This is a genomic window from Rhodococcus sp. NPDC058532, from assembly GCF_042719255.1.
Classification (GTDB): domain Bacteria; phylum Actinomycetota; class Actinomycetes; order Mycobacteriales; family Mycobacteriaceae; genus Rhodococcus_G.
In genome coordinates this window covers 279,888-294,462 of record NZ_JBHXNU010000004.1, presented here as the reverse complement: position 1 = coordinate 294,462, position 14,575 = coordinate 279,888, and the positions used below count along the sequence as shown (strand labels likewise).

Below are 14,575 nucleotides of genomic sequence, written 5' to 3'. Positions count from 1 at the left end.
AGTAAGATAACGACCGTCCAAGACCGAACACCGGGAAATGGTGATCATGAGCAAGCAAGACGTTGTGAGAATGAACGGCGCACCCCGCGACACCTCCGCGGTCGGCCTGAATCCGGTCAAACGCGACGCGATGGGCGCCGCCATGCGCGTGCTGACCAAGATCACCGGCTCCGACCTTGCCGAGAAGTACAACCTCCGCGAGCCGATCAACCGGGTCACCTACGAGGGCACCAAGACCGGCTTCAAGACGCTCGGCGCGGCGACCCGGACGTTCGCCAAGGTCTCCGGCGGCGGCAAGCCGACCCGGCTGCCCGCAGGCGAGGCGAAGAAGGCCGACTACTTCGACCTGACGCCGACCGACGAGCAGCAGATGATCGTCGACACGGTGCGCGACTTCGCCGCCGAGATCCTGCGCCCCGCCGCGCACGACGCCGACGAGGCTGCCGCCTCGCCCGCCGACCTGGGCAGGCGGGCCGCGGAACTCGGCATCACGCTGATCAACGTCCCCGAGGAGTTCGACGGCGTCGCCACCGAGCGCGGCGCGGTCACCAACTCACTCGTCGCCGCGGCCCTCGCGCACGGCGACATGGGCCTGGCCCTGCCGATCCTCGCGCCGAGCGGTGTCGCGGTCGCGCTGACCCAGTTCGGCTCGCAGGCCCAGCAGCAGACCTACCTGCCGTCGTTCACCGGCGAGAACGTCCCCGCGGCCGCCCTGGTCGTCACCGAGCCGCGCGCCCTCTTCGACCCGTTCGCGTTGCAGACCAAGGCCGTTCGCTCCCCGAGCGGCTACCGGCTCAACGGCGTCAAGTCCCTGGTCCCCGCCGCAGCAGACGCCGAACTGTTCATCGTCGCCGCCGAACTCGACGGCAGGCCCGCCCTGTTCATCGTCGAGTCCGACGCGAAGGGGCTCGTCGTCGAGGCCGATCCGAGCATGGGGCTGCGGGCCGCCGGGCTCGGCCGGTTGAACCTGACCGACGTCGCGGTCCCCGAGTCCGCGATCCTCGGTGAGGGCGACGCGGACCAGCGGGTCGCCGACTACGCCGACGCAATCCGTCTCGCCCGCCTCGGTTGGGCGTCGCTCGCCGTCGGCACCGGGCAGGCCGTCCTCGACTACGTGATCCCCTACGTCAACGAGCGGGAAGCGTTCGGCGAGCCGATCAGCCATCGGCAGGCGGTCGCGTTCATGGTCGCCAACATCGGCATCGAGCTCGACGGCCTGCGGCTGGTCACGCTGCGTGGCGCGTCCCGCGCCGAGCAGGGCCTGTCGTTCGGCCGCGAGGCGGCGCTGGCCCGCAAGCTCGCCACCGACAAGGGCATGCAGATCGGCCTCGACGGGGTGCAGCTGCTCGGCGGCCACGGCTTCACCAAGGAGCACCCGGTCGAACGCTGGTACCGGGACCTTCGCGCCATCGGCGTTGCCGAGGGCATCGTCCTCATCTGAGCCGAACGCCGCCACAGGAGAACAGATCATGATCAATCTCGAACTTCCCAAGAAGCTGAAGGCCTCCGCCAACCAGGCACACCAGGTCGCCGCGCAGATCCTGCGCCCCGTCTCCCGCAAGTACGACCTCGCCGAGCACGAGTACCCCGTCGAACTCGACACGATGGCGGCGATGGTCGAGGGACTGAACGACTCCGGCACCGGGGCCTCGGGTGCCGCGCTGGGCCGCGGCGACGCCCCCTCGGTGATCGGCAACGCCAACGGCGGAAACATGGCGTCGCTGATGAACGTCATCGAAACCTGTTGGGGCGACGTCGGCCTGACGCTGTCCATTCCCTATCAGGGCCTCGGAAACTCCGCGATCGCCGCGGTCGCCACCGACGAGCAGTTGGAGCGGTTCGGCAAGGTGTGGGCCTCGATGGCGATCACCGAACCCGGCTTCGGTTCCGACTCCGCCGCCGTCACCGCGACCGCCGTCCTCGACGGCGACGAGTGGGTCCTCAACGGCGAGAAGATCTTCGTCACCGCGGGCGAACGGTCCAGCCACATCGTGGTGTGGGCGAGCGTCGACAAGTCGAAGGGCCGCGCCGCGATCAAGTCGTTCGTGGTGCCCCGCGACGCCCCCGGCCTGTCCGTGGCCCGGCTTGAGCACAAGCTCGGCATCAAGGCGTCCGACACCGCGGTGCTGCTGCTGCAGGACTGCCGGATCCCGAAGGACAACATCCTCGGCGACCCGGAGGTCAACGTGGAGAAGGGCTTCGGCGGGGTCATGCAGACCTTCGACAACACCCGCCCGATCGTCGCGGGCATGGCGATCGGCCTCGGCCGCGCCGTCCTTGAGGAACTGCGCGGCATCCTCGCCGAGGCGGGCGTCGAGGTCTCCTACGACATCCCGGCCAACAACCAGCACGCCGCCGCCGCCGAGTTCCTCGCGATGGAGGCGGACTGGGAGGCTGCGTACCTGCTGGCACTGCGCGCGACCTGGATGGCCGACAACAAGAAGCCGAACTCGCTCGAGGCGTCAATGTCGAAGGCGAAGGCGGGCCGCACCGGCACCGCGGTCTCGCTCAAGGCCGTCGAGCTGGCGGGCACCGAGGGCTACTCGCAGCGCCCGCTGCTGGAGAAGTGGGCCCGGGACAGCAAGATCCTCGATATTTTTGAGGGAACGCAGCAGATCCAGCAGCTGATCGTGGCGCGGCGACTGCTCGGCAAGTCGTCGGCCGAGCTGAAGTAGCCGGACCCGACCTCCCCTGCGCATCCTCCGTCGCCGCGGGCGACGGAGGATGCGCCGTCGGCGGGACACACCGTTCCGCCGACCCGCGCCTCAGGCGATCGCCGCCTAGCCTGGATCTCACATCGATCCGAGGAGGCGCCACATGAGCGACCACGACGTCCGAATGATCATCCTGTCGACCGACGATCTGGACGAGTCGATCCGGTTCTACCGCGACACCCTTGGCATGCCACTGAAGTTCCGCGACGGCGCCCACTTCGCAGCCCTGGACGGCGGGTCCGTCACCCTCGCCCTCGCGACCGCCGTCGACCACCCGATCCACGGGCAGGTCGTCGTCGGCATCAAGACCGACGACGTCGACGCGGCGGCGCGGGCCGTCGAGGCCGACGGCGGCGGAATCGTTAAGGGGCCCTATGACGACGCCCACGAACGCCGTGCCGTCGTCTACGACAACAAGGGCAACGGGCTGGTGTTCTACAGTCCACTGCCCCGCTGACCACACGGACACCGCGCCGCACCCTGCCCGGCCTGCCTCCACAAGGTGCGGGCACCGACTACCCTGTGACCCGACCCACACCGGATCGACTCTCGGGAGACGCGATGCCAGCCATCCTGACCAAGCTCACCGATTCGCTCGGCGCCGTCCGGGTGATGATCCGGTCGGGTCTGGTCCCGATTCCCCGACTCGACCACGGCATCGCCTCCATCCGCGCGGTCCACCGGTACGGACCGTTCGCCGGGCCGGTGCACGCGCATGCCGCCGCCGGGCTCGACGCCGTCGCGCTGGTCGACGAACGGGGGCAGGTCACCTACGCGCAGCTCGAGGCGCAGTCGAACGCGCTGGTACGGGCCTGGGCCGCGGACGGGATCACACCCGGCGCCGTGCTGGGCGTGATGTGCCGCAACCACCGCGGTCTGGTCCTGACGATGCTCGCCGCCGCGAAGCTCGGCACCAAGCTGGTGCTGATGAACACCGGATTCGCGGCCCCCCAGCTGGTGGATGTCGCTGCCCGCGAACAGGTTCGGGCCTTCATCCACGACGAGGAGTTCGCCGTGGTCGCGGCGGGGCTCCCCGACCAGGTGCGACGCTACCTGGCATGGTGCGAGGGCTCGGAGTCCGCGGCAACGCCGAGCCTCGACACCCTGATCGACGGGCGGCCCACCGACCCGGTTCCAAGCCCGCCGGTGCACGGCAGCTTCGTGCTGCTGACCAGCGGCACCACCGGCACCCCGAAGGGCGCGCCGCGGGAGCGAACCTCCCCGCTCGCCTCGGCGCAGTTCCTCGACCGGGTCCCGCTGCGTCCCGGCCAGACGATGGTGATGACGGCACCGGCATTCCACGGCACCGGCATCTCCCAACTGGCGCTGGCACTCTCGCTCGGACAGACGGTGGTGCTGCAACGCCGGTTCGACCCGCTGCAGACGGTGAAGTTGACCGCCGACCACCGGGCCGACGTGCTTGTCGTGGTCCCGACCATGCTGCAGCGGATCGTCGACCTCGGCCCGGACGTGCTGGCCGGGTACGACACGACGAACCTGTCGATCGTCTTCGCGGCAGGGTCGGCGATCTCCCCGGACCTGTGCAGGCGCACCACCGAGGCGTTCGGGCAGGTGCTGCACAACCTGTACGGGTCCACCGAGGTGGCGGTCGCGACGGTCGCCACCCCGGCGGACCTGGCGTTGGCCCCCGGCACCGCGGGGCGTCCACCGGTCACCTGCCACGTCGCGCTGTACGACGATGCGGGCGAACGGATCACCGAACCCGACACGGTGGGCCGGATCTTCGTCTCCAGCGGACTGAGCTTCAACGGGTACACCGACGGGCGGGACAAGGAGCGGATCGACGGGCTGCTGTCCACCGGCGACGTCGGGCACATTGACCGGAACGGACTGCTGTTCGTCGACGGTCGCGACGACGACATGATCGTCTCCGGCGGCGAGAACGTGTACCCACTCGAGGTGGAGAACCTGCTCGCCGAGCACCCGGATGTCGCGGACGCCGCGGTGATCGGCGTCGAGGACGCCGAGTTCGGGCATCGGCTGCGCGCCTTCGTCGTCTCGGCCTCGGGCGCCGAACCCGACGCCCAGGCCCTGCGGACCTTCGTCAAGGAACACCTCGCGCGGTACAAGGTGCCGCGCGAGGTGGTCTTCCTCGACGAGCTGCCCCGCAACGCCACCGGCAAGCTGGTGCGGCGGGACCTGTACGAGCGGGAACTACCCGACGCGTGACCGGTCGAGGGCGGCCTCGACGTCCTGCTCGATCAGCGCGGCGTTGATCATCGCCCCGGTCTGCACACCGCTCGCGGCGGCCGAGATCACCTGCGCGCGTGGGTCGATGACATTGCCCGCCGCCCACACGCCCGCCACCGGCGTCGCGCCGGTGGGGTCCACCGCAAGATGGGTTCCCAGCACCTCGCCCGCCATCTCCTGCGCGACCGGTTTGATGCCGAGGCTGGCCAGGAAGTCGACGCGGGCGGTGAACCGGGGCGGAACCACGACCGCATCGCGGGCGACCGGGCCGCGCCCGTCGACCAGGACCGCGGTGAGCCGGTCGTCGGCCACCTCGAGTCCCGCGACGGCACCGTCGATCACCTCGATGCCGCGGGCGGCGAGGCGGTCGAGATCGGCACCGGCGAACGCGGGCGCGGTGTGGGCGAACACCACCACGTCGGCGCTCCATTGCCGCCACATCTGCGCCTGGTGCGCGGCGAGCGCCGGGTGGGTGGCCAGGATGCCGATCGCGCGGTCCCGCACCTCCCAGCCGTGGCAGTACGGGCAGTGCAGCACGTCCCGCCCCCAGCGGTCGCGCAGCCCCGGCACGTCGGGGAGCTCGTCGACGAGACCGGACGTGACGAGCACCTGCCTGGCCGCGACCTCGCCGCCGTCCGCGAGCACCACCCGGAACACCCCTCCGGCACGGCGGACATCGACCACCGCGCCGGAGATGAATTCGCCGCCGTACCCGGCGATCTCGCCGCGACCGATCCGCAGCAGGTCCAGCGGGTTGGTGCCCTCGCGACCGAGGTAGTTGTGCATGTGCTCGGCCGACGCGTTGCGGGGTGCGCCCGAGTCGACCACCAGCACCGACCGGCGGGCCCTGGTGAGCGAGAGCGCTCCCCCCAGGCCGGCGGCCCCGCCGCCGACGATCACCACGTCGTAGCTGTCGTTCATGTGTCCTCCCTTTGCCGTGATTCACCCCCACTCTCCGCGGGACGAATCGCTTCGGCAAACCGGCTTGCTGAAAGAGCAAGAGGAGGGTGTGAGAACCGGCGCCCCATTCTCACGGGTGGTCGTGGCGATTGATCACAGGGCGATCAGTGCCGCGCCGCCGACGATGGAACCGGTGAACATGGCCCAGTCGTTGATGATGTGCGCGCCGGTGGAGACCCACAGGTTCTTCGTGCGGATGTAGGCCAGCGTCAGGACGAGCCGGGCGCCGCCGATGACGATGAGCGCCTGCGCGAAGTTCCAGTCGTAGGTGGGCAGGTGTGCCGCACCGAACCAGACCGCGCTGATCAGCCAAGCGAGGACGATCGCGGTCTTGCGGCTCACCTTCGCCTTCGCGTACAGGAAGTACAGCAGCGCGAGGAACGGCAGCATCGTGAAGATCTCTTCGCCGAGCAACTGGATGCCGGTGCCGAGATAGAACGCGGCGATGTCGAGCGCGCCGCCCATGTTGTCGGTCGCCTGATTGGCCGACGAGCCGAACAGGGCCTTCACGATCAGCCCCAGGGCTCCCGTCACGACGAGGTTGAGGGCGGCGAAGCCAAACATGAGGAGCACGTCGCGTCCGGTGACCCGGCGGAACAGGGCGGTCCAGTGGTCGCGGGTGACCAGGGCGAGCACGGTCAGCGGGATCACAACGAACAGGATCCGAGGGAACAGGCCGACGATGTTGTTCGGGGTGGGAATCTGGGTCAGGGCGACAAAGCCGACCGCGACGGACACCCACACGGCGATCCACTGGCCGACCGTTATGGTCGTCGGCTTCCCGTTGTAGAACGGGAAGTCGGCGTCGTCGTCGCGTTCGATCCGGCGTCCGAATCGCTCGGTGGACGGCGCCGACTCGTGACGGGCGTGTTCTGCGGACTGATGCGTGTTGCTCACGGGGTCCCTCCTGAATTCCGCTCCCGGCCCGATGTTCTCGATCATGTCGGGCTCACCTGTGACCGTAGGGCGCATCCGCGACGTCGACCCCACCCTGGAGCAGCAATCACCCAGGTGATTCCCGAGCAGCAACACCCTGGAGAATGTGCCGCGATGTATCCCGTGACGAAATTCCGCCCGCCGACCACCGGCCCGCGGTCGATCCTGCGCCTGGACGTACTCGCCCTGCTGGACCGCCCGGCGCGGGCGGTGGTGGTCCGCGCACCCGCGGGCTACGGCAAGACCACGGTGATCACGCAGTGGCTCCACCATCGGGACACGGCGCGGCCGGTGTGGGTCAGCCTCGATGACGACGACAATGATCCGGGCGTGCTCTGGGGCGCCATTGCCGAGGCCGCCGAGGCCGCCGGACTCCACGTCCAGGCGGATGCGAGTTCCGGCGAAGTGCGGGCGAACGTCATCGTGCCACTGCTCGACGCGTTCGCCGGATCTCCCGACAGGTGGACTCTCGTCCTCGACGACGCCCACCTCATCACCCGGGAGCAGACCCTCGCGAGCCTCGACTGGTTTCTCGGCCGAATCCCGGAGAACCTCACGGTGGTCGTCAGCACCCGGGTTCCGCTCGAACTTCCCACGTTCGCGCGCCTGCGGGCGCGCGGGGACGGCATCGAACTCTCGTCGGCGACATTGCGCCTCGACTCCGCTCAGATCGCAGATCTCCTCGGCGGCGCCCACGACCTGCACTTGACCGCCGACGACGTGCAGCGCATCGACGACGCGACCGACGGCTGGCCCGCCGCCGTCTCACTCATCGGATCGGCCATGTCCCATGGGCAGTCTCTGTCCCGAGTGGTGTCGCAGCGGCCGGACGACGCCGCCGCGCTCGGCGCCCTGGTTCGGGAGGGGTTGGCGGGCAGCACCCGCGACGACTACGACCTACTCCGCCGCATGTCGGTATTCGAGCGGTTCGACGCGACGATCCTCACCGAGATCCTGCAGAGCGACCGAGCCTGGACGGTGGCGATGGGCGTCGCCGACGCCACCGGGCTGATCGCGGCCCTGGACGACGACGGCTGCTGGTGGCGACTGCATCACCTGGTCCGGGAACGCCTCCACGCCGAGCTCGGTCGGGTGGACCCGGCCGGACGGCGCGAGTTGCACCGGCGGGCGGCCGGGCACTTCGAGCGGGCCAACGACGTGACCGCGACGATCCATCACCTGCTTGGCGCCGAGGACTACGACACGATCGCCGACATCCTGTCCAACGTGCGCGCCAACTCGGTCGTGCCGCGGCAGTCACTCGGATTGAGCTGGCTCGAGCGCATTCCGCTGTCGGCGCTCGAACGCGATCCCCGCCTGGCGTTCTGGGAGGCGTGGGCGAGCGCGACCGGCGGCGACCGCGACCGCCGCGACCGCGCCCTCGCCCGGGGCCGTCTCGCATCACCCACGAAGCCGATCGACGCCTTCCGCAACTGGGACGACGTCGAGGACTTCATCCACGGGTCCGCCTGCTACGACGACGTCGGCAGCGCCCGGCGGGCCGGGGAGCGGTTCCTCTCCCGATACGACCCCGCCGTCCCACTGGTCCCGTTGGCGGAACTGCGGCTGGCGACGATGCTCTATCTGGAGGGCCGCTGCGCGGAGGCACTCGAGGTGCTCGACCGACTGGACCAGGGACCTCCCCTGACTCGTCCGCTGCGGCTGTTCGTCCCCGCCTACCGCGCGTTGTGTCAGCTCGAGCTCGGCGACCGCGCGGCGGCGGCCGTCGCGGTCGAGCGATGCGCCCAGGCCCGCACCGCGTTCCGCATCGGGCCCGATCCCGTCTACCTGCCCGCCGAGCATGCCCTGGCCCGGCTGCAGATCGAGCAGGGCGATCCCACGCTCGGACTCACCACGGCCACGAGCGCCCTCGAATGCGCGCGTAGCGGCGGGGGCGACACGGTGCTCGTCGTGCCACACCTGCTGATCGAGGTCGCGCGGGCGCACCTTGCGCTCGATCGTCGGGACGATGCGAGGGTGGCGCTGCGCCGCGCGGAGGAACTGTGCGTCGGCGCCGCGGATGCGGGCGCCCTGCCGGCTCGGATCGCCGCGCTGCGCGCGAGGTTCCGACTGCCCCGCACCGACGTCGGCCACCGCGAGGCTCTGAGCCGTCGCGAACTGGAGGTTCTTGCCCTGCTGCCGACCCCACTGAGCGCCTCGGAGATCGCCTCGGAACTGTTCGTCTCGGTCAACACCGTCCGCAGCCACGTGAAGTCGATCCACCGGAAGCTCGAGGTGACGTCGCGGGCCGACGCGGTGGTCGCGGCGCGCCGCGCGGGCCTCGTCGGCGCGCGGTAGCTCGGTAGCGACCAACCGACAGCGGATACGACGAAGGCCCGGTCTCGTAGTGAGACCGGGCCTTCATCCTCGTAGCGGGGACAGGATTTGAACCTGCGACCTCTGGGTTATGAGCCCAGCGAGCTACCGAGCTGCTCCACCCCGCGCTGCATTGACCACTGTACACGAGTTCCGACCGGCTCCAAATCGCCCCATCGTCGCCGGCAAAACCCCTGCGCACAGACCTTTCCCCGCACCAACACCGAGGATCGACGCCCAACACCCCCGCACACCCCGCAGAACCCGTGTGCACAGGAGGTCTCGCATGCACCCGGGCCATGCGCCAACAACGACGAAGGCCCGGTCCTACTGGACCGGGCCTTCGTCTTTCGTAGCGGGGACAGGATTTGAACCTGCGACCTCTGGGTTATGAGCCCAGCGAGCTACCGAGCTGCTCCACCCCGCGCTGCAGAAACGAAGTTACACGGTCGCATGAACGGAACACAAATCGCCTGGACGCCGTCACCCGAATCGCCCGCCAGCCCGGCAACCCGGGCGCCGCGCGGCCCGGTCGAGACCCGAAACCCTGTGGCGCACTTCACGAGAACCGGGTGATCCCCACCACATCACGACGCGGAAACGGTGCGGGCACGGAATCGCAACCCGCCGTGATGACCAGGCGAAATCACCGCTACTCGGTTGACTTGCCTTGCGGCAGCCCGAAGTTCGACGGGGATGCCCCACAGCGAATTGTTGGCTAGCGTCGCCGTCGGCCCGAAACGACCGGGCCCAGCCGACCCGCCGCTGCTCGACATCTGCCCCGCGGGATCGGAACCCCGAAACCTTCGAGGGGCAGGGACGGCGAGCCAATCGCGACGCCAGGCGACGAACAGCAGTCTGTCCGCCTCGGCCGTTCGATTTCCAGCGCACTGGCGCGGCCCCGTCGGCACGCGCGGAGAGGATTCACCCGCATGACTCGCTTCACCCCCGCCCGCACTCTGGGCGCCGTCGCCGCGACCGCAGCCCTCGCCGCGCTCCCGATGGCTCTGGGCACCACCACGGCCTCCGCCGCCGCCTACGACTGGGACGGCGTCGCGCAGTGCGAGAGCGGCGGCAACTGGTCGACCAACACCGGCAACGGCTACTACGGCGGGCTGCAGTTCTCGCAGAGCACCTGGGCCGCGAACGGCGGGTCCGGCTCGCCGCACAACGCGTCGAAGGCCGAGCAGATCCGGGTCGCGGAGAACGTGCTCGCCACCCAGGGTGTCGGCGCATGGCCGCACTGCGGCCAGTACCTGACCGCCGCCGCTCCCGAGCCCGCCCCCGCACCGGAACCCGCCCCCGCACCGGCACCGGCGCCCGAGGTTCCCGCCGCTCCGGCCGTCGGAACCCTGCCCGCCCTGCCCGAGAACTTCCCCGCCCCGACCGCCGACCAGGTGCAGCAGGCCTCCGACGCGGCCGTCGCGGCGGCCGACCGGTACGGCTACGGCAACCAGGTGCGCGACCTGATCGCCGCCAACAGCATCTACCTCGCCGGGCTCACCCGCTGACGCAACGGCCACACGACGAAGGGCGCCCCGCCGATCCGATCGGATCGGCGGGGCGCCCTTCGTCGTCTCCGCGCCCGCCTGCTACTCGGGCAGGTTCTGGTAGTCGGTGACGGCCTTCTGCAGCCGGTCCAGCGCCGCGCCGTAGGCACCGAAGTCGCCGCTCTGCTGCGCCGACCGCACCTGCGAGAGCGCCGAATCCAACTCGGAGACAACGGCATCCCGGTCGGTTCCGCCCGGCTGCGGAGGCGCGGGCTGCGCCGCCTCCGGCTGCGGTGTCGCGGGCGCAGGCGAGGTGCCGGCGGACTGCTGCTCGGTCACGGTCCCACCGGGAGCCGTTGCGGCACCACCGGTTCCGCCCTCGAACACCTGATTCAGCGCCTCGGCGAGCGTCGCGGCGTACCCGACCCGCACGCGACCCGTCGGCCCCGGTTCCTGGAAACTGACCAGGACCCTGGTCAACTGCGGGAAGCTCGCGGCGTTCGACCCGCTCCGCTCGGTGAACATCGGCTCCACGTAGAGGATGCCGCCGTCGGCGATCGGCAGGGTCAGCTGGTTACCGAACTGAATCTTGTTGGCACGCTCGAGCAGCGCCTTCTCCGATGCGACTCGGGAGTCCGAGATCATCGAGTTCTGCGCCTGCGCCGGACCCTGCGTCTGCTTGTTCACCGGCAGCTGGAGCACGGTGAGCTTGCCGTAGTTCTTCGGATCGGAGTCCGCGGTGATGTACGCCGACAGGAACTCGCGACGGAATCCCACCATCGGACTGGTCAACCGGAACACCGGCTCGCCGGTCTCCTCGTCACCGACGAGGACGTAGTACGGCGGCTCGTTCAGGGTCGAGCCCTCGACGGTCGGCTCGTTCGGCACCGACCAGAAGGCGTTGTTGGTGAAGAACTCGTTCGGGTCGTCGACGTGGTACTTCGCGAGCATCTCCCGCTGCACCTTGAACAGGTCCTCGGGGTACCGGAAGTGCGAGCGCAGTTCGTCACTGACCGCGGACGGCGGCTGAACCGTCCCGGGGAACACCCCCATCCACGCCTTAAGCACCGGATCCTGCTCGTCGACCTGGTACAGCGTCACGGTGCCGTCGTACGCGTCGACGGTCGCCTTGACGGAGTTCCGGATGTAGGAGACCTCCTTGCGCGGGAGCGGTCGACCGGTGGTCTGGTCGATGCTGTCCTCCACCAGCCCGTCGAGCGAGCTGCGCTGCGCGTACGGGTAGTTGTCCAGCGTGGTGTAACCGTCGACGATCCACACGATCCGGCCGTCGACCGCCGCCGGATACGCGTCACCGTCGGTGGTCAGCCACGGCGCGACGTTCTCGACGCGGGACTTCGGATCCCGGTTGAAGATGATCTTCGAGTTGGAGTCGATCACGCCGGAGAACAGGATGTTCCGTTCGGCGTACTTCGCCGCGAACGCCAACCGGTTGAACCAGTTGCCGATCGGAACGCCACCCGCACCGGTGTAGGTGTACTTCGAGTTGGTGGTGTCGTACTCGCGCGGCTGGTTCGGGTCGCCGTTGCCGACGATCGCGTAATCGGCGTCGCCCTCCGCGATCACCTCGCCGAAGTAGATGCGCGGCTGGTCGACCTTGATGACCTGGGTGCCGTCCTGCTGCGAGGCGATGTCGCTGACCGTGTAGATCGGGTAGCCGGCGTTATTCGAGGTGTCCTGGGTGGGGTCGAGCACCGGCGCGGTCACCCGGTTCGCGGGCGCAGCGACCAGCCCGTCGCCGTGGGTGTAGACGGTGTGCTTGTTGATCCAGTCCGTCTGGTTGCCCTGCAGGTTGTTCGGGGACAGCTCTCGCGCCGCGACGATGTAGTCCCGCTTCTCCCCGGCGAGCTCGTACCGGTCGATGTCGAGCGTCGGCGGGAAGCCGTAGAAGTTCTGCCGCTGCTGCTGCTGGGTGAACGTCGGGGACAGCACGTTGGGGTCGAGCAGTCTGGCGTTCGCAATCGTGGTGACGTCGGCCGGCACATCCCGCGGCGCCTGCGTCGCGTCACCGCTGTACGGCTGATAGGTGACCTTGTCGTCGGAGATGCCGTACGCCTGCCGGGTGGCCTGGATGTTGCGCTCGATGTACGGGCTTTCCTTCTGCGCGGCGTTCGGCTTCACCGAGAATTGCTCAATCAGCAGCGGGTACACCGCACCAACCAGGATCGAGGACAACACCAGCAGCGCGGTCGCCAGCGCAGGAATACGCATGTCCCGCATGAAGATCACCGCGAAGAACGCGAGCGCGCAGATCACCGCGATCGCGAGCAGGATCAGCTTCGCGGGCAGCACCGCGTTGGTGTCCGTGAATCCGGCGCCGGTGAACGTGGGTTCCTTGCGGCTGCTCGACAGCAACGAGTACCGGTCCAGCCAGTACGCGACCGCCTTGAGGAGGACGAACGTCCCTGCCAACACGGCCAACTGGATGCGCGCGGCCTTCGTCAGCGCGCCCTCGTGACCGGACAACCGCAGGCCGCCGAAGACGTAGTGGGTCACCAGGTTCGCGAAGAACGCGATCAGCACGGCGACGAACAGCCAGTTCAGCACCAGCCGGTAGAACGGCAGGTCGAACGCGTAGAAGCCGACGTCGAGGTTGAACTGCGGATCGTGCTGTCCGAAGTCGCCACCGTGCAGGAACATCTGCACGGCAACCCAACTGGACTGCGCGACCAACCCGGCCAGCACGCCGATCACGATCGGCACCACCACCCCGAACAGGCGGAGCCTGCTCATCACCGTCGTCCGGTAGCGGGCAATCGGATCGTTGGGGCCCGCCGCAGGCACGAACACCGGGCGCGATCGGTACGCGAGCAGCAGCGCCCCGAACACCGCGCCGCCGACGAGCAACGCGACGGCGAGGAACAGCAGGATCCGGGTGACCAGCACCGTCGTGAAGACGCCGCGGAACCCGACCTCACCGAACCAGAGCCAGCTCGTGTAGGTCTCGATCAGCCGCGGCCCGATCAGCAGCAGCACCGCCGCAACGAGCGCCAGTACCAACAGGACTCGGCTTCGTCTTGACAGCGAAGGTAATCCGGTGGGGGGCCGCATGCCCACGTGTCACACTCCGGGGGTCGGGCGGCGCGCCGGGCGAGCCGCAGGGTGTTTTGTCCCACTCTACGTGGGAGCGCCGAGGCCGACCGGCGTCGTCCGGGTTGTCCGGGTCCCTCCTGCTGGTGCGAGGATGGCGGGGTGAACGACTTCGACGGCACCCCCCATCCTGCCCGGATCTCCGCCGACGCGCTGCCCCGGTGCGTGCAGGAGGTCGCCGGTCACGTGGATCCCGACGGGTGGGGGCAACCGCCCCGAATGTTCGCGCTCGTCCCGACCGCCGCGATCGCGGTCGCCGAACCCCACCTGATCGACCAACTCGAGGCTGGCTCCGAACTCACCCCGATCGAGCAGCACCCCCTCCCCGACGACCTGCACGGCACCGGCACCGCCATCGAGGAGTACCTCGGCACCACCAGTTGGTCCGAGGGGGTGGCCGGGTGCCTGCTCGTCCAGGAGATTCTGGTGCTCCCCCCGGCCGCATCCGAGGAGCTGAACTCCGCCGTGTCCGCCGCGCTCGCCGGCGACAACCCGGCCGACGACGTCATCCGGGCGTCGGCCGGTGCCCATCCCGAGCGCCGTGCGGCCCGACTGTTCGCCGCCGTCCTCCGTGACGGACGGTCCGAGTGCGCCCTCGCGCTGGCGCCGGACGAGGACGACGACCCGTTCGCCGAGCCGGAGCTGCGGACCGGGGAAAACCTGGCCCCCGGCCTGGTGCACGCCCTGCACGCAACGTTCGAGGCCACCGACGACGACTGGTGACCCGCACACCCGCCCCCGCACCGCACCGCCCCGCCTGACCCGCCTGCCCCGCCTGCCCCGCCTGACCCGCCTGCCCCGCCTGACCGAATGTGGGATTCGGTCACATCAAGTGACCAA

General features: G+C 69.5%; 10 protein-coding genes and 2 tRNA genes. 7 read left to right on the top strand and 5 right to left on the bottom strand.

The genetic code is table 11. From position 1 onward, the window contains the following. The first annotated feature begins 40 nt into the window (after positions 1–40). The 4 genes from ACFWQG_RS07720 to ACFWQG_RS07705 all read left to right on the top strand — a co-directional run bounded on the left by ACFWQG_RS07720 (position 41) and on the right by ACFWQG_RS07705 (position 4,904). On the top strand, positions 41–1,441 hold the full coding sequence (locus ACFWQG_RS07720; protein ID WP_378507053.1) for an acyl-CoA dehydrogenase family protein: 1,401 nt from the start codon (positions 41–43) through the stop codon (positions 1,439–1,441). Positions 1,442–1,469: 28 nt separating this feature from the next. Beyond that, positions 1,470–2,675: an acyl-CoA dehydrogenase family protein gene (locus ACFWQG_RS07715; RefSeq protein ID WP_378507000.1), complete on the top strand. Its 1,206-nt coding sequence runs from the start codon at positions 1,470–1,472 to the stop codon at positions 2,673–2,675. Positions 2,676–2,817: 142 nt separating this feature from the next. After that, positions 2,818–3,171 (top strand): VOC family protein, encoded by a 354-nt coding sequence (locus tag ACFWQG_RS07710; protein ID WP_378506999.1) that lies wholly within the window; start codon positions 2,818–2,820, stop codon positions 3,169–3,171. A gap of 104 nt (positions 3,172–3,275) precedes the next feature. Then, on the top strand, positions 3,276–4,904 hold the full coding sequence (locus tag ACFWQG_RS07705; RefSeq protein ID WP_378506998.1) for an acyl-CoA synthetase: 1,629 nt from the start codon (positions 3,276–3,278) through the stop codon (positions 4,902–4,904). Here ACFWQG_RS07705 and ACFWQG_RS07700 read toward each other — a convergent pair. Together ACFWQG_RS07700 and ACFWQG_RS07695 are read right to left on the bottom strand one after the other, a co-directional pair. Beyond that, entirely contained in the window at positions 4,890–5,846 is a 957-nt protein-coding gene (locus tag ACFWQG_RS07700; RefSeq protein ID WP_378506997.1) for an NAD(P)/FAD-dependent oxidoreductase, read from the bottom strand. The genes ACFWQG_RS07705 and ACFWQG_RS07700 overlap by 15 nt on opposite strands. Before the next feature lie 132 nt (positions 5,847–5,978). Beyond that, positions 5,979–6,782 carry a CPBP family intramembrane glutamic endopeptidase gene (locus ACFWQG_RS07695; RefSeq protein ID WP_378506996.1) on the bottom strand — a complete coding sequence of 268 codons (804 nt, stop codon included), beginning with the start codon at positions 6,780–6,782 and terminating at the stop codon, positions 5,979–5,981. Between the two features lie 162 nt (positions 6,783–6,944). Between ACFWQG_RS07695 and ACFWQG_RS07690 the strand changes: the two genes are divergently transcribed. Then, complete coding sequence (locus ACFWQG_RS07690; protein ID WP_378506995.1) at positions 6,945–9,119, top strand: LuxR C-terminal-related transcriptional regulator; 2,175 nt, start codon at positions 6,945–6,947, stop codon at positions 9,117–9,119. Positions 9,120–9,191: 72 nt separating this feature from the next. Here ACFWQG_RS07690 and ACFWQG_RS07685 read toward each other — a convergent pair. Together ACFWQG_RS07685 and ACFWQG_RS07680 are read right to left on the bottom strand one after the other, a co-directional pair. After that, positions 9,192–9,265 (bottom strand) — tRNA-Met (locus ACFWQG_RS07685). Positions 9,266–9,490: 225 nt separating this feature from the next. Then, positions 9,491–9,564: transfer RNA gene (locus tag ACFWQG_RS07680), tRNA-Met, on the bottom strand. 505 nt (positions 9,565–10,069) lie between these two features. Between ACFWQG_RS07680 and ACFWQG_RS07675 the strand changes: the two genes are divergently transcribed. Further along, positions 10,070–10,648 carry a transglycosylase family protein gene (locus ACFWQG_RS07675; RefSeq protein ID WP_378506994.1) on the top strand — a complete coding sequence of 193 codons (579 nt, stop codon included), beginning with the start codon at positions 10,070–10,072 and terminating at the stop codon, positions 10,646–10,648. 81 nt (positions 10,649–10,729) lie between these two features. On the opposite strand, the gene ACFWQG_RS07670 is transcribed toward ACFWQG_RS07675, so the two are convergent. Then, complete coding sequence (locus ACFWQG_RS07670; protein ID WP_378506993.1) at positions 10,730–13,702, bottom strand: UPF0182 family protein; 2,973 nt, start codon at positions 13,700–13,702, stop codon at positions 10,730–10,732. 135 nt (positions 13,703–13,837) lie between these two features. On the opposite strand from ACFWQG_RS07670, the gene ACFWQG_RS07665 reads away from it, so the two are divergent. Then, positions 13,838–14,458, top strand: coding sequence for a PPA1309 family protein (locus tag ACFWQG_RS07665; RefSeq protein ID WP_378506992.1), 621 nt, complete (start codon positions 13,838–13,840; stop codon positions 14,456–14,458). The last annotated feature ends 117 nt before the right edge of the window (positions 14,459–14,575 follow it).